The sequence below is a fragment of the Pseudomonas sp. NPDC089752 genome, assembly GCF_044748725.1.
Classification (GTDB): Bacteria; Pseudomonadota; Gammaproteobacteria; order Pseudomonadales; family Pseudomonadaceae; genus Aquipseudomonas.
Genome location: NZ_JBIVGP010000012.1, coordinates 47480 through 69000, shown reverse-complemented (window position 1 = coordinate 69000; position 21521 = coordinate 47480). Strand labels below are relative to the sequence as shown.

Below are 21521 nucleotides of genomic sequence, written 5' to 3'. Positions count from 1 at the left end.
CGCCGAGATGGATCGGTGGCTGGGTTTTTATCCATCAAACCGCTGATGGAGAGTTCCTGCGCAGAGCCCATCAGCTCGGATGCCTGCTCGCGAGCGTGCAGGCAGGGAATGCCGGGCTCGATTCAGAAAGCGTGGTGGCTGTAGTCATTGTTCAATCTCCCTGAACGTTACGCAGCCTGCACAGGCTTTTTCCGGCGTACATCCGCAGCGTAAACCTGAGGTCTGCGGCGATCCCGGTGGGAGCGGGTTTACCCGCGAAGTGGCCAGCCCAGGCTGCACATCACTTAAGCCTTAGTGGACAGCATTCAACGGGTTGGTTGAGTATTACTGCCTGAAGTGTGTCCAGATCGCTTTGCAGTAGCTTCTCATTCAGCCCGTGCCTGGCAATGGTATGCGCTATCGAGTTCGGCATGGTAGATACCCTGTCGCTGGGCAAGGATCAAGCAATCGCGGCATGGTTAGGGGGGCGCAGCAGCCCGAGCTCGTTTGCCTCTACCCCATTTCTGGCGGTCAATAGGGGCACCGAAACGGCTAGGGTTAACCGGCAGCCGCTATGATACCCAGCAGACGCCGAAGGCTTCTCCACCTCAAGTAGCAATTGAACCACGGTGCCTGACTGTGCCGGTAACTGAAGCGCGCGCTAATCGAGTGTGAAGTCAATGTTCCGCCAGTGCTCTTGCGGTTCCCGTGGTCTAGATCGACTGGAAAATTGTGAAACGTGTACATGCCGGGAATGCAGTGGTGATAATGGCAAGTTGCCACTGATTTGTCTTGGCCGTCCAGATGTCTTTCGGTAGGATTTGGTCGACCTCCGGCACCGTTCAAAGCAACGCGTATTTTCAAAGGCGCTGGGGGCTAAACACGAATGAAGCTTCCTAATTTATGGATGAAATATGATGAGCCTCGCTGCCGATGATTTTGCACCCCATCTCGTTTCCTTAATTATTCCCAATAAAGTCGATCTGTCCTCTGGTGTTGGCATGTTGACAGTCGGTGCGTCTGTCTCTGATGAGGGGGCAGGCGTCAAGAGCATGCAGGTGTGGTTTGACAAGAGTTTTTCATACGGCTATACCAGCGGGGGTAGTTATAACACCTACCTGAATCTCCTATATAACCAGGGGAGTTATGATGCGTGGTCGGATGGCAGCTCTTCGCAAACGTGGTTCGTTGCGGCTAGCAATTTATCCGGCGCCTATAATGTTGTCAGTGTTGTGGTTGAAGATTTTCAGGGTAATACGAGGTCCTATTCTGCGGCTGAATTGATGAATATGGGCGCGAATACCAGCATCGCTTTTGTGAATTCTATGCCCGATGTCACGCCACCGAAACTATTGTCATTGCTCATTCCTAGGGAGGTAGATCTTTCATCTGGAGCGGTGGGGTTGGAAATTACTGCTGCCGTGACAGATGATATCTCAGGCATAAAAAATTTACAGGTTTGGTTCGATAAGGAGTTTTCTTATTCGTATTTTGAGGATGCTAGTTCAAGTTCTTACACTAATCTAATTTATAATCAGGGCAGCTTTGACTCTTTCGACGATGGCTTTTCGTCGCAGGTTATGTATGTTTCGCAGAATAATTTAGCGGGTACTTATAATGTAACTCGCGTTGTGGTTGAAGATTTTCAAGGTAATGTGCAGGTTTACACAGCAGGTGAGTTGGCAGAGTTGGGGGTGAATACTAGCATTGACTTCAAGGGCTCTAAGCCTGATGTAACGCCGCCAAAATTGCTTTCATTGGTTGTTCCTGGAGTGGTTGATATCTCGGCGGATAGTGCTGGGCTCACAGTGGCTGCATCGGTGGTGGATGATCAATCTGGGGTGAAGAGTCTTCAGGTTTGGTTTGATAAAAGTTTTGCTTATTCGTATTCTCAAGGAGGTGATGCAATATCTTTTAGCGCACTTTTATACAATCAAGGAAGCTTTGACTCATGGGGGGATGGGTACTCTGCGCAAACTTGGTTTCCGGCGGCAACCAATCCGCTTGGAGTTTATAGTATTACTAGTGTGGTCATTGAGGATTTCCAGGGTAACTCTAGAATCTATTTGGCGAGCGAGTTGGCGGAGTTGGGGGTTAATACCAGCGTCAGGCTGGTCGCCAGCAAGTCTGCGCTGACGCCAGCGGATGACTACTTCATCGGTCGTGAAACTGATGATTGGGTATGGGGTGGCGACGGCAATGATAAGTTGTATGGGGTGGGCGGCGATGACGTATTGGAAGGCGGAGATGGAAACGATATTCTTGACGGCGGAGTAGGGGCAGATAAACTAATTGGCGGCTTGGGTCATGACACTTACTATGTCGATAGTGGTAAGGATATGGTTGTTGAAGCCTCTGCGGGTGGCATTGATACCGTAATTTCCAGTGTAAGTCGTACCTTGGGCGCGAATCAGGAAAACCTCATCCTTACTGGCACTGCGGTACTCAACGGAAGCGGTAATGGACTGGATAATACTCTAACGGGCAATGGTTCCGATAACGTGCTGAATGGCGCGGCTGGAGCCGATAGAATGATTGGCGGTTTGGGTGACGACACTTATTATGTCGATAGTGGGAAAGATATTGTCGTCGAATTCGCTAATAGCGGTATCGATACTATTATTTCTAGTGTCAGCCGCACGTTAGGTGATTATCAAGAAAATCTGATTTTGTCCGGTGCTATTTCGCTGAATGGTACTGGTAATAGCTTGGACAATAAATTGACGGGCAACCGTGGCGATAACGTGCTTATCGGAGGCGCCGGGGCGGACACGATGACCGGTGGACTAGGTAACGATACGTACCATGTCGACAGCGGTAGGGACATTGTTGTCGAGTACGCCAATGGTGGTATCGACACAGTGATTGCGAGTGTGAGTCGCACCTTGGGAGATAACCAGGAAAATCTTACGCTTTCTGGTAATACTTCTCTGAATGCCACGGGCAATAACCTGGATAATATATTGAAGGGTAACAGTGGGAATAATGTGCTCAACGGCGGATCTGGGGCAGATACAATGGTCGGCGGCCAGGGTGACGATACCTACTACGTAGATAGTGGCAGGGATGTGGTTCTCGAAATGAATGGCGCCGGTATTGATACGGTTGTTTCGAGCGTCAGCCGCACGCTTGGGGAAAACCAGGAAAATCTCGTGCTCTACGGAGATTTAGCGATCAATGGTACGGGTAATCGCCTGGACAATGCATTGTCAGGCAACAGAGCAGATAACATGCTCAATGGTGGGTCAGGTGATGACACGCTTTGGGGAGGGGGTGGTAATGATCGTCTGGTCGGTGGAGCAGGTAAGGATATTCTCACTGGAGGGAGTGGGAATGACATATTCAGTTTTAATTCGTTCGGTGAGACGGGGATTGCTAGCAATACCTGGGATGTGATTACCGATTTTGAACACGGTAAAGATAAAATCGATTTGTCTGCGTTCGATGCAAATACTGCTACAAGTGTCAATGACGCATTTAATGTATTAATAGGTAGTGGAGACGCATTCACTTTGCCTGGGCAATTGAAGTTTGCAGGGGGCATGCTTTATGGTAATGCCAATGCGGACAATGGTCCAGATTTTGCTATTCAACTCGTTGGGGTTTCAAATTTAACGCTATCGGACTTTGTCCTTTGATAGTCAAGTGAGAGGTGCGGGCTCAATGTCTCAGGTGCATTGAGCCTCCCTAGGCTATGTACGAAATAGGTTGGAACTTGGTTATGCTGCGTTAAAGACCGGCTCGGAATGCTCATTGACAACCAGTCAACTCCGTTTCCTCGCCGGTTTTTGCCTTGCCTAACCTACGTTTCAAGCTATTTCGTACACAGCCTAGTATGACTTATTTTTTGAGTTTGTTATGCTCTGGCTCGCTGATACCACGCTTGCTCGTAATTTTGTTTAATCCAGGTACAGATGTTTGAATTGCCGAATCACATTGTCAACCGCTTCTGATCTGACATGGATGCCATCCTCCAAGAACGTTTGAGCGCGCTCGGAGTTCATGATTATCTCGTAGCTAGGAAAATAGTCGACGTGGCTGTACTTGTCGGACAGGGTTGAGGCAACAATACGAAGGGTGGATTTCGACAGCTGATTGGCTGATACGATATCTTTGTTTGAGAATGTCGCACTCAATGGGACGGGGGAAACTGTAAGGATAATCTTGCAGTTAGGAGCGATCTCGTTCACCAGTTGGATGGCGCGTTCGATAAGATTCAGTGATGTTGCGTAATCGAGTAGTTCGAACTCGAATTCGTCAATGAGCCTTCTCAACATAACATGTGAGGGGGTCCGATTGATATAGCATGCAGAGGGTGTGTGATACCAGGATTCATTATATCCAAGCGTGAGAATCAGCGCGTCAGCTTCCGGAAGTTTCCGATACATGCTTACGAGGCTGTCTCTAATACCTTTTACGGTATCCATATCCATAGGCTTTAAGCCGGAGGTCAGCAAGTCGATTGACTTGTCGCTGGCGCCTACGATGCCATTGTGCGGCGTCTGTGTAGTCGCTAGCTTTATGGCTTCCAAAATAGAGCCTGGTGTATAAACATTCTGGTAGCCAGAGCGCGCCTCGCCCCCGATTTCGAAAAAGTCGCCGGGTAGCTTGTCGACTGTGCTGAGAACATCAATGCCTGTAGCTCGCAGCGAGTTCTCAATATTTCGTGCGAAGCATGAGCCGATTGTGAAGTATTTTCCGGTAGAGGGTAATTTGAATTTTGGATTATGCGGAATGGTTGGGTAATTGCTCCGCGAGGCGGACCATGGTTGCATTAGGCGGTTGTGATTTTTCTTGGCTGTTTCGAATGCTTCCTGCCCGCTGAGTTTCATTGGCAATTTCCCGAGTAACTTTAAGTTGTAAGAAAATTTTTGAGCAAGGGGTGCTGATATTCGAGCACCCGTCTTGTTTAATGTATTTAGTCAAATAAGTCGGCGTTATTTAGTGTAAGGCCTATACTATCTTTTTCGGATAAGCAGGGAGGGGAGTCAATTGGCCACTCAATTCCAATGTCTTGGTCGTTCCAAGCAATACAGCGCTCGCTACCTGGCGAGTAGAAGTCGGTGGTCTTGTAAAGGAATTCTGCCGTCTCACTCAAGGTGATAAAACCGTGCGCAAACCCTGGTGGAATCCAAAGCTGGTTATTGTTCTCGGCCGACAATACTGCCCCGACCCATTTCCCAAAAGTAGGAGAGGAGCGTCGGATATCCACCGCCACATCGAACACCTCGCCCTGTACCACGCGTACGAGTTTACCCTGCGCATGCGGTGGCAACTGGTAGTGCAGCCCGCGCAGCACACCTTTCACTGAACGCGAGTGATTGTCTTGGACGAAATCGGGACGCTGGCCAGTAACTTCGCTAAAGACGTTGGAATTGAAGCTTTCATAAAAAAATCCGCGCGCATCACCGAATACCTTAGGGGTGAACAGGAAGACATCGGGGATTGCCAAAGGAATAGCGTGCATCAATAGGCCTTGTCTGTAAGCAAGTTTTTCAGATACTGCCCGTAACCGTTCTTGAGCAATGGTTGGGCCAGACGCTCGAGCTGTTCAGCATCGATCCAACCGGCGCGGAAACAGATCTCTTCAGGGCATGCGACTTTGAGGCCTTGGCGTCGCTCCATGGTCGCAATGTATTGACTGGCGTCCAGCAGGCTGTCGTGAGTGCCAGTATCCAGCCATGCATAGCCTCGACCCATGATCTCCACTTGCAGTTGTTCCTGGTGAAGGTACAGGTTGTTGAGATCGGTGATTTCCAGCTCGCCACGGGCGGACGGTTTCAGACCGCGAGCTAGGTCCACAACCTGGTTGTCGTAAAAGTACAGGCCGGTTACCGCGTAGTTGGATTTTGGCACTTTGGGCTTTTCTTCAAGCGACAGAACACGTCCTGAGGCATCGAACTCGGCTACGCCATACCGCTCCGGGTCGTTAACGTGATATGCAAATACCGATGCGCCGGTTTCAACTCGGCCAGCATTGAGCAGCAGCGACTGGAAGTCGTGGCCGTAAAAAATGTTGTCGCCCAGCACCAGGGCCGACGTATCGTTACCGATGAAATCGGCACCGATGGTAAATGCCTGTGCCAGCCCATCCGGACTTGGCTGCACCGCGTAGGTAAGGTTAAGACCCCACTGACTGCCATCACCCAGCAGTTGCTCGAAGCGCGGCGTGTCCTGCGGCGTGGAGATGACCAGAATGTCCCGAATCCCGGCCAGCAGCAAAGTGCTGAGCGGGTAGTAGATCATCGGTTTGTCATATACCGGCAACAATTGCTTCGAAACCGACAGTGTGGCGGGGTGCAGGCGTGTGCCCGAACCGCCTGCCAGAATAATTCCTTTACGAGCCATGGGAGTCCCTATTTAAAGAGTTTCGTCCAACATACGCTGCACGCCTTGCTGCCAAAGCGGCATCTTCAATTTGAAAGTGCTTTCAAGTTTACCCAAATGCAGGCGGGAATTGCGCGGCCGGGGCGCAGGTACCGGGTAGGCCTCAGTGCTGATTGCCCCCACCTGCTCGGCAGCAACCTTCAGCGCAACACCTTTATGGCTCGCATGTGCCAGTACGAACTGGGCAAAGCCATGCCAGCTGGTTTCGCCTGCTGCCGCCAAGTGGTAAGTGCCGGCCAACTGCTCAGCGCCATTCTCTCCGATAACCTGGCGTAGAACATGTGCGGTCACATCAGCGATGAGGTCCGCACCAGTAGGGGCGCCAAACTGGTCCGCTACCACGTTCAGCGTCTCGCGCTCCGCAGCCAGTCGCAACATTGTCTTGGCAAAGTTCTGGCCGCGCGCTGCATATACCCAGCTGGTGCGCAGCACTATGGCGCGAGCGCCGCTCGCCTCGATGGCGTGCTCACCCTCAAGTTTGGTGCGACCGTACACCGACAATGGGCCTGTACGGTCATCTTCCTGCCAGCGCGACTGGCCACTTCCATCGAATATGTAATCGGTGGAGTAGTGGATCAGCCATGCACCCAGCTCTGCCGCCTCACGTGCCAAGACGCCGGGTGCCTCGGCATTGATACGCGCGGCCAGAGTCTGATCGCTTTCGGCCTTGTCCACTGCGGTATAGGCCGCCGCATTGACGATTACGTCAGGGGCCAGTTGGCGGACAGTGCAAGCCAAGCCATCAAGGTCGGCCAAGTCGCCGCACAAGCCATCGGCGCCCTGGCGATCCAGTGCGACCACTTCGCCGAGCGGGGCCAGTGCGCGTTGCAGCTCCCAGCCTACCTGACCATTCTTGCCCAGCAGCAGTATCTTCACGCTTCGCTCGCCCCATATTGTTTCGCTACCCAGTCACGGTAACTCCCGTCCATGACACCCTTCACCCAGTCCTGATTGGCGAGGTACCAGGCGACGGTCTTGCGGATACCGGTATCGAAGGTCTCTGCAGGTTTCCAGCCGAGTTCGCGCTCAATCTTGCGGGCGTCGATCGCGTAGCGACGATCATGGCCCGGACGGTCGGTCACATAGGTGATCAGCTCGGCATAGTTCTCAACTGGCTTTCCAGTCGTCTGGTTGATCACCTGGCGATCAGCAGGAGGTGCCATCTCGTCGAGCAATCCGCAAAGGGTTTTGACGATGTCGATGTTGGCCTTTTCGTTCCAGCCACCGATATTGTAGGTCTCACCGAACGCGCCAGCTTCCAGGACGCGACGAATGCCCGAGCAATGGTCTTCAACATACAGCCAGTCGCGGATCTGCTGGCCGTCGCCATAGACAGGCAGGGCCTTGCCGGCCAGGGCGTTGACGATCATCAGTGGAATCAGCTTTTCCGGGAAATGGAACGGGCCATAGTTGTTCGAGCAATTGGTGGTGAGCACCGGCATGCCGTAGGTATGGAAGTAAGAGCGCACCAGGTGGTCACTGGCAGCCTTGCTCGCTGAGTACGGGCTGTTGGGGGCGTAGGGCGTGGTTTCGGTGAAGGCGGGGTCGTTCGGCGCCAGGGTGCCGTAGACCTCGTCCGTGGAAACGTGGAGGAAGCGGAAGGCTTCTTTTTCTGCACCTTCGAGGGTATTCCAGTGTACCCGGGCGGCTTCCAAGAGACGGAAGGTACCGACTACGTTGGTTTCGACGAAGGCTTCTGGGCCGGTGATAGAGCGGTCTACGTGGGACTCGGCAGCGAAATGCACCACTGCACGGGGGCGATGCTCGGCAAATAGTTTTGCCAACAGATCTGCATCGCAAATGTTGCCTTGGATGAAATGATGCTGAGCGTTGCCTTCCAGCGATTGCAGGTTGGCGAGGTTGCCGGCGTAGGTCAGAGCGTCGAGATTGAGGACGTGTTCCTCGTTTTGGGCGCACCATTGAAGCACGAAATTCGAGCCGATGAAGCCGGCGCCACCTGTTACTAAGATCATGATATCTCTCGTGAAATTATTGAAACGGATCGCACTAACGACTGGAGATCAAGCGTACCCGGATAGGAATTCTGACCAGATCTCTGTCCAGTGTTAGGCGGCAATTAGCTTGTAGGTTGAACTTTGTGTAGTAAAGATAGGCGTGATCGTCGACGGTGCCGAAATTTATGTCTGAGGATTGACTGTCGATGATCGACGGATAAGCGCCGGCGACTTGAGGGGTACTGCAGTTGCTTGCACCCTTCAATGTGGTAATGGCTACCGGGTCGCTCCAGACCTTCAGGTCCCTAGACCAAGCAAAACCGAATGTTACATCTGTTCTCGGCGACGGGTCCTTGATTCGCATCGTTTTCTCAAAGGTTGCAACGTAGCCGTGGCTCGGCGCGTGCCAAAGTAAGCTGCGAATCTTGTATGGCAAGTTTGCCAGCGGGGTGCATGTGCGGCCCCCATGCGCCGACCCTGACGCATTATAGAGCGGTTGATCAAAGTTATCGCCATCCCAGGCGTGCCACGAACGTGGGTCAGCAAGATTGTCTGTTCTCGCTAAGCAGTTGCCACCAGTTTGGTTTTTGAAAGCGCTGGCATAGAACAAAGAGTAGAAGTGCTGGTCAACTTTCACGATATTGGAGGTCGTGAGAAAACCAGCACTTCCTCTTTGATGGGAAGAGTATTTTTCTGGGGAGTTGGCGACAATGTGTTTTGGAGGGGAGGCTGTCGAAAAAGTCTGCCCTCCATCAGTGGATCGCGCCAATACAATTGCACTCATCCAGCAGTCGTGGTTTGAGCTCTTTTTTAGTGTGCATTTTCCGAACCACTTTCCATGATAGTCGGAACTGCCCAGGCTGTAGACATCTTTGCCCATCCCGGTGCTATAGAATGATTGCAGCCAGATACGAGCATCATAGTTTTCAGGCTTGGCATCGAAAGTAGCGGCGAATTGTGTGTGGCACGCAGGTTTAACGTCGTCCAGCGTCGATCCAACGAAAGGAACGTTTTTGAAATGGGTCGCATAAAGCTGGACCTGTTCGCTGTTGACGCGAAAAGCCCGGGCTGCGGAATCGGGAATGTTTTCGTCGAAACAGCGGTCTTTATTCCACTTGAAAACTATCTCTGGATTACCAGGCAGAACGTCAACGCGTACCGGTGCTGGAGCCCCCAATGCCGTAAGAGGTATAAATAATGCTATCGATAACAGCGCTTTTAGCGTGTTTAGCATGAGTGAACCTCCTTGGTTTCTTGCATTATAACGCCAGCTGGGGGCTGCCCCCTTCAGTGAAGGCTGGTAGCCACGACTCTGGAATACACCGCCAGCCCTTGATGACTTAGAGCAGAATATTGCCTTGTCGGAGAGGCAAACCATTATTGGCGAAGAACGTCTGATATTCTTCCGCGATGCTTGCCCTGTTTTGATCGAATGCCTTGCCATCGAAGCCGGCCAGGTGTGGAAGGTCCTCCAGTGTGATGCCGCCTTTTACGTCGTTAGCCATGACATAAGGAATCATGCATTTTTCGCATAGTTCGCGGATGCGCGAATCGTGAGCGATGCAAAGGCCTGGAACACCCGCCTGTATGGCAAGCATAACCCCATGAATACGGGCGCCGACTATGAAGTCAAAGCGTCTCAAGTATTCCATCCACGCCGGAATGTTGTAGAAGGAAATGAAATACTTGCGGATCCATTGAATGAACTGGTCGTCACTGAGGTTCAGCTTTAAGTAGTTCTTCAATTTTGTAATGTATTCAGGATTTACCAAGTTGAAGTCGTTACGCGACAGCGCTACGGCCTCATCCGTCGCTTGGACGATGTACATGCCGTTGGTGTCTTCCATGATGCGGACCAATGAAGCTTCCAATACGCTCATAGCCTTCCAATTAGGATGCCCTGCTGCGATAGCGACCTTGCTGATCTTGTTTTTGTAGCGCTCCTGCAAACGGACACCGTGATCGGCAGATTTGTTGATCAACAATGAGGGGCAGCCAAGCGAGACGGCTTTATCACCAAAACCATAGTGGTCGAGTACGCGCAAGGTGTAATCGCCACGCACCGTAATGTTAGGTTTACTTGAGGCTGCACGTGCTACCAGTGCATCCAGCCAAGCTAGTGTGCCTGCTGGAAGCTCGGGGATGTCATCGTGGCTTACGCCACCTTGAGCACCGAGGCCAATCGCCAGGAAATTGGGTTTGAACTGCTGGAAGGCATTTGCCATCCCTCCCATGTTCATGTGAGGACCCAACTGATTTGCACATGGCATGATGCCAATATCGCCTAGGGAGTTTACGAACTCGGGGGTTGAGCTCCACGGCGCCGTTCTAGGCACGCTGCCAATAAGACGGTTGATAGCGTAATGGAAGGCCAGATTGCCAGTATTATGGCCAACTAGGTTATACAGGTCATTCGTAGCTATGCTATGAGATGCCGCCACCGATTCATTCAGGCCGTAGGTGAAAATGCTTGGCATGCTGGTCTCCGTAGTCATTCTGCGCAGTGGTAAAACACCTGGTTTTCCACTGCATTACATCGATATTTGGCGAAACGACCAGCGTCGTTTCGCTCTTCACTGCGAGCGCTTATGCGTTTGACAAGGCCCTGACAGGGATTTTTCGGCTCGTACTATTAACCTTCATTACAATGTTTAGGTGCTCGACAGCGCACTCAGTGTAACTGATCGGCCTCTCAATGCCATTCTGCAGGGTTTCCCACAACCCATCGGAAGTCGCGGCCTCTAGAAGCGTGTCGGCCAGGTCGATGGGGTTGCGCGCTTCGAAGTGCAGGCCATTGACGGCGTGTGTCACTTTCTCGGCCATGCCGCCGATGTTTGCACAGATGACGGGTCGTCCATGGATGAACGCTTCCTGAATGACCATCGGTGAGTTCTCCCACCAGATCGAAGGGACGAGCACCCAGTCGATTTTCGATAGCCTACTCTTGAGCTGCGAGGCTTGATAAGGGCCAGCCCAGCGAACACAGCCTTCGGCGATCAGCGGGTCCATCAGTGCTCTGATCTTCTGCTGGAACTCATGCGACTGATGTTCAAGATTGGCACCGTGGAATTCAACCACGAGGCGTTTTCTCTGTTTTGGCGTGAGCCTGGAAATAGCTTCCAGCAAAAGATCCGCTCCCTTGAACTCATTGATTTGCCCAAAGAAGCCAAATCGATTGCGCTGCGAGTCAGTCGCCCTTGGTGGCAGCGGCTCAGCTTCTTCCTGCCCGTTTTCGATGACGGTAATCTTTTGAGGATCTAGGCCCCAGGCAATGTAGCGCTGGCGCAGGAATTCAGAGGGAGAAACAAAATGGTCAACGAACTCGAAGTGTTCTTTAATGAACATTTCTCGCAACCAGAACTGTTCTCGGCTGAAAGCTGGGAGGCATCGATGGCAGTCATCGATGGAGGATTCATAGCAAAGTTTTTTGCTTCCAGCCTTGACCATTTGGCCTTGCTGGTGACAGATGGCCATGTACTCGTGGAGTGTGACGATCAGTTGAGCGTCTGGAAGCTCTTGCTTAATGATCCGGAAGTACTCGAGCCCGAGGTGGAAATAGTGGTGGGCATAAATCTTGGTCGGTTTCAGCGCGGCGATCATTGCGCGGAAGCCGTGCCATACGGCATGGGCGTTAGCAGCCTTGATGAGGAAGGAGTTACCCAGAGACTGCTCCCACAGGTATTCGTCTTCTCTACGCAAGCTGAAACTGCCGGTTGGGCCATTGCCACGGTCTACCCGGCCGATGAACCAAGCTTTCTCCACACCAGGCTGAGTTTTGAAGGCTTTGAACAAATTGTAGGCGGCAATTTCCCCGCCGCCCAGGTTAAAGTCGGGGTGGCCGTGCGCCAGGACTAGAATGCGTTCTTTGCTCATGGTATTTACTCCGACGCGAACTTGTTCATGATCTGTTCAATTTGCTTGCCCCATTTCTTGGTGTGGCGCCAAGCATTGAATCTAACTACTAGAGTCCTGTAGGAAACATCACCGAGCAACGTGAAGGATTGTCGTTCAAGGTGTGTCAGCACCACGGAGGGTAGGTATCCAACTTTCAGACCTTCCGCGTGAACTTTCAAGCATAGGTCAGAGTCTTCAAAGTCGCCGATCAGATAGCCCTCATCAAGGCCGTCGATCTGCTCATAAATGCTTCGTTTGATCGCCACGCATGCCCCTGTGATAGCTGGCTTTTCAGTCAGCCCTTGTGCGGTATCGAGCGATGGATCCAGGCCCGCCAATGGGTGTTTGTTGAGCCACACACTCCAACTTTGCGAGTAGATAAACTGCATGCCGCAATGTTGGATGCTTCCATCTGGGAACAACAGTTTTGCACCAATCATCCCGTAGTCGGGATTGTCAGCAAGGCACTGAGTGAGTTGTTCTGTCCAGCCAGTATGACGAGGGAATACGTCGCTGTTCAGCAAGATCAGTGTTTCCCCGTGAGAGTGCTTCACGCCTAGGTTGTTGGCGCCGGAGAAGCCTCTGTTACGATGTCCCCAGATAATAGAGAAGGGTACTTGATACAATTTGAAAAGCGACTCCGCCTCGTTGACGAAGGCATTGATCAGCGCGGGGTCGTCAATGACGTAGACGATCTCGACTTCTTTGGCGAATGCAGGATCTTTGGCAAACGCGCTCAGTTGATGTTCGACGAAGTCCCAGCGGCCATACAGAGGAATAATGACGCTAGTTTTGATTTCTTCACTTGCCCGACTGCCGAAATGCCAAGTCGTCGCGGGACGTTCATTTCGCTGGTTTTCAAGGTTTCGCTCGAAAATCAGTGAATTCACCACATCACCTTCCCAATTGTCGAGGCGGGTGTTGAAATCTTGAGCAGGGGTGGCTAGCGAGAACGAAAATTTCGCGTAGTTGACAGGATCATCTGCAACAGGGGCCCAAGGGTTGAGCGCAATGAGTTTAAATTTTCCGGCGTTTTCTTCAATGATCCCAATCTGATCACCCAACTCTTGAGGAAATGGCCAGTCAGTGACAAATCCACCATAGTTAATTTGCGAAGAAAAGTCATTGCTAAAAATTTTTGCGACGTCATCCCGGTGGTAGCGCAGGCAGGTCGCAAGATCTTTCTTATTGCCTTTGGTATCTACAAGCCAAAGGGTTACGCCCGGTTTGGCGATGCTCCACCCAGACAATCCCCCCACCTTGCCCGGAATCGCACCACAGAGGTCAATGTGGGCCTTCGAGTGAGTGGAATCTTCTAATGCCAGTTCGGCGAGGGAGCAGTCGTATCCAGAAGTCTTCTTGAAGGGGAGTTTGTAGGCGTAGAGAGTGCCCTCAAAACTGAAAGTGAGGTATATCGCTTCTGTCACTGGATGCGGAAGTTCTGCGGCGAGATGATAGCCCGAAACTTGCTTCTTAGACTCGCTATCAAGTGTGGCTTCTACGTCTGGACGGGTGACATTAGTAGCTTTGCATGAGATAGCTTGACTCGCAGTGGCCAAGCAGAATTGCAGCGCGGGTTGCGTGGACCAGAGGCTCAAATGGATACGTTGCTTGTGTAGCTCGACCTCATCCAGTTTGATGAAGACTTTTTTCAAGCCATCCTTTGAGTTCAACTCAATTGGGTGCGAGCGAATATCCTGAAGCATGACAGGCGTGCTGGTAGCGGGTTTGGTTCTATTGGGCTCAGGTGACACGGTTTTGGTATTCACTGGTTTTTCCCTAAGGTGAATATTATGCTGTTTTAGCGGGCGCTGGCTTGGCATAGCCCGCAGGATAGTTGACTTGCCAGCGCCATGTATCGCGGATCATGTCTCGCAGATTGCGTGTCGCCACCCAATTCAACTCACGCCTTGCTTTGCTCGGGTCCGACCAGCTCTCCGCTACATCTCCGGCACGACGGGGCGCAATGGAAAAGGGTATCGGTTGCCCGGTGACCTGCTCGAATGAATCAATTATTTCTAGGACGCTGTATCCGGTGCCAGTGCCGAGGTTCCAAAAGTGCAAGCCCTTGTGCTGGCATATGAAGGCCAAGGCTTTTAAATGTCCATCTACCAGATCGACCACGTGGATATAGTCCCTGATCCCCGTGCCGTCAGGGGTCGGATGATCGTTACCAAATACTTTCAGCTCTTGTAGGGTTCCGATTGCCACTTGGCTTATATAAGGTAGCAAGTTGTTTGGAATGCCCTGCGGGTGCTCCCCAAGCAATCCGCTTTCATGGGCGCCAATCGGATTGAAATAGCGGAGTAATGCAATGTTCCAGCGCGCATCGGCATCGCTGAAATCCCTGAGCATGTCTTCGATGATCAGTTTGCTGCGACCGTAAGGATTGGTCGGCCGGCCAAGCGCCGCCTGCTCGCTGATAGGCATGATCGAGGGGTTGCCGTACACGGTCGCTGAAGAGCTGAATACAAAATTATAAACGCCATGCTTTGCCATGGCTTTGAGCAATGTAAGGGTGCCGGCTACATTGTTTTCGTAATACTTACCGGGCTCTCTGACGCTTTCGCCTACGGCTTTGAGCCCTGCAAAATGGAAAACCGAGTCTATGCTGAACTGGCTAAATAACTTATCCAACAAATCTCTGTCGCCAATTTCGCCCTGTACGAACTCAGGGCGCTTTCCGCAGATTTTTTCGATATGGAGTAGCGCTGTAGGCATGCTGTTGCTGAGATTGTCGAGCACTACAACGTCATTACCGCTTTCCAGCAGTGCCAGAACCGCATGGGAGCCAATGTAACCAGTGCCTCCGGTTACCAGAATGGTTTTCTTCATGATTCAGTCCTTTGGATAGAGCCCTCGACTCCGGATGGGGGCACTCGCGTCCCGCGCTTTTGCAACACCTGTGATCTCCCAAGCTTGTTTTGCACTCTAGGTGGAAGTGCCAGGCTGCCATAGGGGCCGCTAAGATAGTCGGAGCTCAGCGCCGGATGATAGTGGTTGTCAGAGATATCGCGGGCAAACCATCGTTCAACAAATCCCTTCTGCTCTCGCTCTGCCCGGGCCCGCCTCTCCGGCGTCTGGTCTTTACCTCGACTAGCCGATTCCGCATGAATAAGCTCCGCGAACGCGGTCCAGATCATGTGCATGCCTTGCTGCTGAATCCGCAAGCACAAGTCCACATCATTGAAAGCTACCGGAAATGCGTGTTCATCGAGGCCACTGACGCCATCAAACACTGATTTGCGTAACAACATGCACGCTGCTGTCACGGCGCTTTGCCTGCGGGTGATCTGATTTATCCCCATGTAGCCAGCATCGCGCTGTTCGAGATTGTTTCCGGCATGCGCTGCCAGTCCGTTGATACCTACCACCACGCCACCATGTTGCACCATGCGATTTGGCCATAGCAGCTTCGCACCCACTGCACCAACGCCTGGGCGGTGAAGCTGTGCGACCATCTCCTTGAGCCAGCCACCCTGGATAATCTCGATATCGTTGTTGACCAGCCCGATCACTTCACCCGTGGCAATGCTCGCGGCGTGATTGTTGATCGTCGAATAGTTGAACGGGTAAGGGTGCTCCAAAACGGTCACGCCCCGATCCTTGATGTTCTCGAAGTACGCCAAGGTCTCGGGATCGCTGGACTGGTTGTCGACTACGATTATTTCCATGTCCGGGTAATCGGTGTTGTTCAGCAGGCCTTCGACACACGCGTGCAGCAGCTTGTACTGGTCCCTCGTGGGTACGATCAGGCTCACGCGAGGCAGCTGCTCGGGCAGCGGCCAGTGTGCCCTGAGCAGAGCTGGGTAATCGGCTACACGACTAACTGTTGCGCCGGGTGCCAACGCGTTGCTCAACCACTCAATGGCCTGCAGCCGTTGTGGCGAGGGTGCTGCCTGCTCCGGGCTGGCGGGCGATGGGCTGGCGCGGTGATACAGCACGCGCGGCAAGTGGACGACGCTGGCTTCGGCGTTTTGCGTGGCCAGTGCGATGGCCGCGGTGAAGTCATACCAACTGACGGCAGGTTGCTCGCTGCGCGCTGCCAGCAGTGTCAGGGCCTGCTTGACGATGCCTCCCCCGTAGATAGCGCCAGGCGTGAAGATATCCGCACCAATGAACAGGTCGATATCCCACACCGGCTTCAGCCACGGCAAACTGCGCTCGCCATTAGGCCCATCGCGGTCACAGTCGGCAAATGCCCAGGCACTGCCGTCATCCAGCAGCGCGCTGAGGTGTGGCAACGCCAACGGCGCCAAGCGGTCACCGGCCATCATCGGCAGAATGCGATCACAGCCGGCCGCCAGCAATTGCTGCAACGCCTCATGCAGGTCAGCCGGTGTTGCTGTGGCTGTTCGATGCAGGTGCGCTCGGTCCTCACCCAGGCTCGCCAGGCTGGCTTGCTCCAGTGCGCTGTCACCCTCGCTGATCAGCAGCAGACCGAGCTTGCCGTGCAGGGGCGGGCGCTCCAGGCCCTCCAGGCGCTGGAAAGCATCAAACCATTGCGGATAATGCTGCCAGCCTACGCTCTTGGGCAGGCGCAGGTTCTGTTCTTTGGCCACCTCGGTGAGCAGCGCCACGGTGGCGGTGTCGTGCGCCGGGTCGAGCTTGCGCAGCAGGCCTTCCACGCCCTCCGGCCAGCAGCACAGGCGGATTGGGCTGCCGGCCAGCGGTTGGCCGAGGTCATTGACGATGTCCAGAATGTGCACCTTGCCGTCGGCCAGTGCCCAGGGCAGGTCGATGGCAAAGCCGTGGTCGCTGGTGTCGCGGTAGGCCAGGGCCTGATTGTGTTCGTTGCAGGTGGCGGTGCAGATGACCTGATTGCCCTCGCGCACGGTCACCTGCACATGGCGGCGGGGGGTTTGTGGATCCCATGACCAGCCGCCCACGCGCAGGCCACCGGTGTGCCACACCTGAGAGGCAATGGCCGCGGCTTCCTGGGTGGGGGCGACGGGCAACAGGATATCGCCGTCCAGGGCATAGGCCTGGTTGGCAATGCGGGCAGTGATCACTCGCGCTTCGGCCAGCCAGCTCTGGCGCAACTGCACGGTAAAACCGTGGTACTGGTCACCGGTCGGTGCCTGAGGCTCGTATTGGTCGGCGCGGGCCAGGGCGACACCGGCGCCATCGATGAACACTTCCACCACCGGGCGTTGTTCGGGTTGCGCCGTGTCCATGGCCCAGCCCTGCAACACGTCACCGTGCAGGCCCAGAATGGCGCCTTTGAACGCATGCAGGGCAACGGGGGGCTGGCCCGCCTGGGGCTTTTCCAGCAAATCTTGGGTCATCAGGCTTGGCCTACTGAAAAGGGAAGGGCGGCCAGCGCATGCGCGCCGGCTTCGGTGGCGACCGGCCTGGGGCTGGCGAACAGCGCGACGCCGAGTTCGTCGGCAAGGCGTGGCGCTTGCCAGCCGGCGCCGGGGGTGTCATCCAGGCTGAGCACGGCGTCGCAGCCGGCGGCGCGGGCGCGCTCGGCAAGGCTGAAGCCCTGTAGTGTCGGTAGCCGGTGCACGGCGTTGGTCGCCTGCAGGGCTTTGAGCCAGGGTGTGTCGTCCTTGGCCAGTAGCACCAGTGGCAGTTGCTCGCGGGTAACCTGCCTGGCCAATGCCAGCCAGCGCTGGGCAATGGCGGGGCTGTGCAGGGCATCGCCTATCAGCAGTACCCGAGGTGCCTCGGTTGCCTCGAGCTGGCGCCGAGTCGCCGTGGGCAGCGCCAAGTTGGCAGCGGCCGGGGCGCTTTGCAGGGCGTGCCACGGCAGTTGCACGCTGGCGGCTTCGCGGGCGAAGCGTTGCCAGTCGTAGTCGCCGGCCGCGGTCAACAGGCGGTCGTCACGGCAGGTGATGCGGTAGGGCAGGCCCAGCAGGGCGGGTACATCGCACAGGGCCACGGGGCAGCGCGCCAGCTGTTCGAACGCCAGGGCGTTCAGGGGCAACGGGCGCAGGGCGTCGAGCAGCGCGTCGAAGTCGCCGGGCAATTCGAAGTCCAGGTGCAGCGGTAGCGGCTGCAAAGGGGCTTGCAAGGTTACCAGGGTGCGGTGGCTTTCCTGGCGCCAGGCTAGGCTGAACGCGGCGTCAGTGTGCGAGCCATCGTGCAGGTACAGGGTCTTGTCTGCCTGTGCCGGCCAGCAAGCGCTGCGTGCAGGTAACGGCAGGCCCGCCAGCTTTGCCAAGCGGGCACGCTGCAGGGCATCGCGGGCCGGCTTGATCGGGTCGCGCAGGGTGAAGGCGTTGTATCGGGCCGAGGCGTCCGGGTAACGCTGGCGCAAAATGGCGTTGTTATGCGCCACGCGCATGATCTTTTCGGCGCCGAACGAGATACCGCCCTGGTGCGCGACGAACACGTTGGGCGCACCCATGTGCCGCCATCCATGCTCGCGGGCTCGCAGGCACCAGTCGGTTTCCTCGCCGTAGCCACGGGCAAGGTGCACTTCGTCCAGGTAGCCGACCTGGTCCAGGGCGGCGCGCTTGATGTACAGGCAAAAGCCGCAGCCGGTTTCGATTTCCATCGGCGGGCTGTTCACTTGCCGGGCCAGTTCATCCAGTTCGGCCTGCGCCTTGGCGCTTGGCATGTCATGGCACACCTGGCTGCGCGGGAAGCTCATCAGCTCGCCGTTGTTGGTGAACGGGGTGACCGAGGCAATGTCGTCAGCGCTGTAGGCCACCTGCCGCAGGCGGTCGAGCCAGGCGCCGTGCACGCGGGTGTCGGCGTTCAGCCACACCACGTCCTTGTTCGGGCTCATGGCCATGGCGCGGTTCATGGTGCGGATGAAGCCGAGGTTCACGGCGTTGTGCACCAGGGTAATCTTGCCTTTGGCGGCCAGCACCTTCAGCGCCTTGGTCAGCTTGGGCTGTGGCGAGGCATCATCGACCACCACCAGGCGGTGAGGTGTGTGGTTGAGCTTGCGGGCTTCGAGGGCGCTGTTGATGCACTCGAGGGTTTCTTCCAGGCCATCGTAGACCGGGATCAGCACGTCGACCGGTTGCTCCAGGCCGCCACCACCTGCGGCCGCAGGGGGGACCAAGGCTGGCATGGCGTACACCGGGCTGCCGAGCAGCGGCGTGCCGTCGGCGAAGCGCACGTGCACGGCGGCCGTCGGGTTGGGTACGCTGATACGGATGCCACCATGGGTGGCCGGCAGGCCGGCGGCACTCAGCAACGGATGTGGGGCGCTGGCACTGGTTGCGACCTTGGCGCCATTAGCTTCCAGTTGCAGGGTAACAGGCGTTTGCAGGCTGCGCAGGTCGATGGCCCAGCCGTGGATTTCGCGGCGTTCTTCGACGTAGCGCATTACACCGACCGTGCGGGGGGCGTCGGGTTGCGCGGCCAGCAGCTTGAGCAGCAGGGCCAGCTCTTTGCCGGAGGCGATTTCCGGCAGGTAGGCAAGGATCATCCTGCGCAGCTCGGCAGGCGTCTGCGCCAGGTTGCGGGCCTGCCACAGGGTCATCCGGATCGCGGGTTCGTTGGGCTGCTTGCGCCAGGCGGTGGTCAAGTACCGACAGGCGAGGTCATTGTGCCCCTGGGCCAACAGGCTGCGGCCGATCAAGGCATGAATGTCGGCGCGCTCGGGCAGGGCCTGGGCGGCATTGCTGAAAAACAAAAAAGCCAGCTCGGGCGTCTGCGGCAACGCCGCGATGCCTTTCCACACCAGTGCCTCCGGCCGGTAGTCGGCGGTGTGCATGGCGCGCTCGAGTGCGGCGGCCGCCAGTTCAGGCTCGTTGGCCTGGCGGTGGCGGTGGAAAATGTCCATGAGCGTTTCTCGCCCATGGTCGAGGAGTCTGGACATAAGCTTGGCTTGGCTACAAAAAATAAAAAGAGGGGCGACCCGGAAGTCGCCCCTTTGCATACACCCGACCTTGCGGCCGGGCATACGCTTCGCTACGGCAGGGCTAGTTACACTTGGCCGTGCAGCACAACGACGTTGTCGATGTGACCTTCGGCTTCAGCGGAACCAACGATGCCCAGGGCGACCTCGGCGTGGGTGCCGCCATTGTCCAGCACTTGCATCCAGCCAGCTTTGCCAGCTTCGTCCGCAGCACGACCCAGGGCCGACTGGTACAGCGTGTCGATGAAGTCGCTGTCAGACTTGTCGCCTGCTTCCAGCGAGCCGACGATGCCGTTGGCAACGTCTGCACGGCTGGCGCCGTTAACCAGCAGGCTTACCCAACCTTGCAGGCCGGCATCATCTGCATCGCGACCCAATACGTTGCTGTACAGGCTCGAAACGAAGTTGGCGTTCGACTGGTCGAAGGCCTGCGCTTCGGCAGACAGCGCGATAGCGGCGGCTACGTCAGTCAGAGAGCCACCGCTGGCCAGCACTGCTTGCCAGCCTGCCAGGCCTGCGTCGTCGGCATTGCGACCCAGCATGGCTTGGTACAGCTCGTTGATGTCGGTAGCCTTGACCGCATCGCCGAACTCAGCCGAGTTCAGGAACGTATCGGCGATATCGGTCAGCGTAGAACCCGAGTTGACCGCTTCGACAAAGCCCTTCGCGCCGAATGCATCGGCGTTACGGCCCAGGATGCCTTCGTACATGCGCAGCGCGACTGCTTCGGCTTCGCTGTGAGCCAGGGCAACGGTGTCACCGTTGGCGAAGGTCAGGAACTCAGCGTTGCTGATCAGGGCAGTCTGGTTGCCAGTCAGGTTCACGGTGGAGTTGTTGACCACAGCGAAGTCGTAGTCATCACGCGAACCGTCCAGCTGGACAACGTCGAAGCCTGCGCCGGTGTCAACCACGTCAGCGTGGTTGCTGCCGCTCAGGATGACGGTGTCGGAGCCCGAACCGGTCTTCACGAAGTTGTTGCCTTCGCCAGCGACTACGGTGTTGTTGCCGTTGCCGGTGATGATGGTGTCGTTGCCGGCACCTGCGTCGATGTAGACATTCTGATCGCCAGATACGTTGATCACGTCATCGCCGCCGCCAGTGGTGATCAGCTGATCGACCTGGGCAGTGGTATCGGCCACGCGGGCAGCAACCTGGGCAGCCGGGGTTGGAACGTTGACGACCAGGTTGGCGTCGCTTTCCAGGATGAAGGTGTTGGCGCCAGCATTGACCGCTTTGGTCAGATCAACAGTAACCTGATCGTTCTTCGCGCCCACGACCACGCCGGTGACCACGTTCGCAGTGCCGCTTTCTGGCAGTACCAGATTCACGCCGTCGAAGGTGGCAACGTTGACGGTTGCGCCTTCAGCGTCCAGGCCCAGCAGCGAGGTGATGGCATCGATGGTGCCAGTCGACAGCTGGGAATTGGTCAGGTGCTCTTGCAGTTCCGCTACGGGATTATCGTATTGCATCATTCATTCCTGTTA

Annotated in this window: 14 protein-coding genes; 1 reads left to right on the top strand and 13 read right to left on the bottom strand. The window is 55.4% G+C overall.

All coding sequences use genetic code 11. The features are described from left to right. Window positions 1–896: 896 nt before the first annotated feature. The gene (locus tag ACIPZF_RS19945; RefSeq protein WP_400802357.1) at window positions 897–3617 is read left to right on the top strand and encodes a hypothetical protein; all 2721 of its coding nucleotides are present in this window, start codon (window positions 897–899) and stop codon (window positions 3615–3617) included. Window positions 3618–3878: 261 nt separating this feature from the next. Here ACIPZF_RS19945 and ACIPZF_RS19940 read toward each other — a convergent pair whose 3' ends face one another. From ACIPZF_RS19940 to ACIPZF_RS19880, 13 genes are all read right to left on the bottom strand, one after another. After that, complete coding sequence (locus ACIPZF_RS19940; RefSeq protein WP_400802356.1) at window positions 3879–4811, bottom strand: GSCFA domain-containing protein; 933 nt, start codon at window positions 4809–4811, stop codon at window positions 3879–3881. A gap of 86 nt (window positions 4812–4897) precedes the next feature. Continuing rightward, window positions 4898–5446 (bottom strand): dTDP-4-dehydrorhamnose 3,5-epimerase, encoded by a 549-nt coding sequence (gene rfbC, locus ACIPZF_RS19935; RefSeq protein WP_400802355.1) that lies wholly within the window; start codon window positions 5444–5446, stop codon window positions 4898–4900. Further along, a complete protein-coding gene (rfbA, locus tag ACIPZF_RS19930; protein WP_400802353.1) occupies window positions 5446–6327 on the bottom strand; it encodes a glucose-1-phosphate thymidylyltransferase RfbA in 882 nt (293 codons plus the stop codon). The genes rfbC and rfbA overlap by 1 nt, the downstream gene beginning before the upstream one ends. Before the next feature lie 12 nt (window positions 6328–6339). After that, window positions 6340–7242, bottom strand: coding sequence for a dTDP-4-dehydrorhamnose reductase (rfbD, locus tag ACIPZF_RS19925; protein ID WP_400802352.1), 903 nt, complete (start codon window positions 7240–7242; stop codon window positions 6340–6342). After that, the gene (gene rfbB / locus ACIPZF_RS19920; RefSeq protein WP_400802351.1) at window positions 7239–8339 is read right to left on the bottom strand and encodes a dTDP-glucose 4,6-dehydratase; all 1101 of its coding nucleotides are present in this window, start codon (window positions 8337–8339) and stop codon (window positions 7239–7241) included. The genes rfbD and rfbB overlap by 4 nt, the downstream gene beginning before the upstream one ends. A gap of 34 nt (window positions 8340–8373) precedes the next feature. Beyond that, a complete protein-coding gene (locus ACIPZF_RS19915) occupies window positions 8374–9555 on the bottom strand; it encodes a hypothetical protein (RefSeq protein WP_400802349.1) in 1182 nt (393 codons plus the stop codon). Between the two features lie 106 nt (window positions 9556–9661). Next, window positions 9662–10798 (bottom strand): polysaccharide pyruvyl transferase family protein, encoded by a 1137-nt coding sequence (locus ACIPZF_RS19910; protein WP_400802347.1) that lies wholly within the window; start codon window positions 10796–10798, stop codon window positions 9662–9664. A 109-nt stretch (window positions 10799–10907) separates the two neighbouring features. After that, the gene (locus ACIPZF_RS19905) at window positions 10908–12194 is read right to left on the bottom strand and encodes a glycosyltransferase family 4 protein (protein ID WP_400802345.1); all 1287 of its coding nucleotides are present in this window, start codon (window positions 12192–12194) and stop codon (window positions 10908–10910) included. A gap of 5 nt (window positions 12195–12199) precedes the next feature. After that, entirely contained in the window at window positions 12200–13984 is a 1785-nt protein-coding gene (locus tag ACIPZF_RS19900; RefSeq protein WP_400802343.1) for a glycosyltransferase family 2 protein, read from the bottom strand. A 22-nt stretch (window positions 13985–14006) separates the two neighbouring features. Further along, entirely contained in the window at window positions 14007–15050 is a 1044-nt protein-coding gene (gene galE / locus ACIPZF_RS19895; RefSeq protein WP_400802341.1) for a UDP-glucose 4-epimerase GalE, read from the bottom strand. Then, window positions 15047–17503, bottom strand: a complete 2457-nt coding sequence (locus tag ACIPZF_RS19890) for a glycosyltransferase (protein WP_400802340.1) — start codon at window positions 17501–17503, stop codon at window positions 15047–15049. The genes galE and ACIPZF_RS19890 overlap by 4 nt, the downstream gene beginning before the upstream one ends. Next, window positions 17503–19962: a glycosyltransferase family 2 protein gene (locus ACIPZF_RS19885; protein ID WP_400802338.1), complete on the bottom strand. Its 2460-nt coding sequence runs from the start codon at window positions 19960–19962 to the stop codon at window positions 17503–17505. Before ACIPZF_RS19885 ends, ACIPZF_RS19890 begins: the two co-directional genes overlap by 1 nt. Before the next feature lie 143 nt (window positions 19963–20105). Continuing rightward, entirely contained in the window at window positions 20106–21506 is a 1401-nt protein-coding gene (locus ACIPZF_RS19880; protein ID WP_400802337.1) for a DUF4214 domain-containing protein, read from the bottom strand. Between the last annotated feature and the right edge of the window lie 15 nt (window positions 21507–21521).

Bases quoted from the DNA above. Each gene is read 5' to 3' on its own strand.
- ACIPZF_RS19945 (WP_400802357.1), top strand. From the start codon at position 897: ATGAGCCTCGCTGCCGATGATTTTGCACCCCATCTCGTTTCCTTAATT.
- ACIPZF_RS19940 (WP_400802356.1), bottom strand. From the start codon at position 4,811: ATGAAACTCAGCGGGCAGGAAGCATTCGAAACAGCCAAGAAAAATCAC.
- rfbC (WP_400802355.1), bottom strand. From the start codon at position 5,446: ATGCACGCTATTCCTTTGGCAATCCCCGATGTCTTCCTGTTCACCCCT.
- rfbA (WP_400802353.1), bottom strand. From the start codon at position 6,327: ATGGCTCGTAAAGGAATTATTCTGGCAGGCGGTTCGGGCACACGCCTG.
- rfbB (WP_400802351.1), bottom strand. From the start codon at position 8,339: ATGATCTTAGTAACAGGTGGCGCCGGCTTCATCGGCTCGAATTTCGTG.
- ACIPZF_RS19915 (WP_400802349.1), bottom strand. From the start codon at position 9,555: ATGCTAAACACGCTAAAAGCGCTGTTATCGATAGCATTATTTATACCT.
- ACIPZF_RS19910 (WP_400802347.1), bottom strand. From the start codon at position 10,798: ATGCCAAGCATTTTCACCTACGGCCTGAATGAATCGGTGGCGGCATCT.
- ACIPZF_RS19905 (WP_400802345.1), bottom strand. From the start codon at position 12,194: ATGAGCAAAGAACGCATTCTAGTCCTGGCGCACGGCCACCCCGACTTT.
- galE (WP_400802341.1), bottom strand. From the start codon at position 15,050: ATGAAGAAAACCATTCTGGTAACCGGAGGCACTGGTTACATTGGCTCC.
- ACIPZF_RS19890 (WP_400802340.1), bottom strand. From the start codon at position 17,503: ATGACCCAAGATTTGCTGGAAAAGCCCCAGGCGGGCCAGCCCCCCGTT.
- ACIPZF_RS19885 (WP_400802338.1), bottom strand. From the start codon at position 19,962: ATGGACATTTTCCACCGCCACCGCCAGGCCAACGAGCCTGAACTGGCG.
- ACIPZF_RS19880 (WP_400802337.1), bottom strand. From the start codon at position 21,506: ATGCAATACGATAATCCCGTAGCGGAACTGCAAGAGCACCTGACCAAT.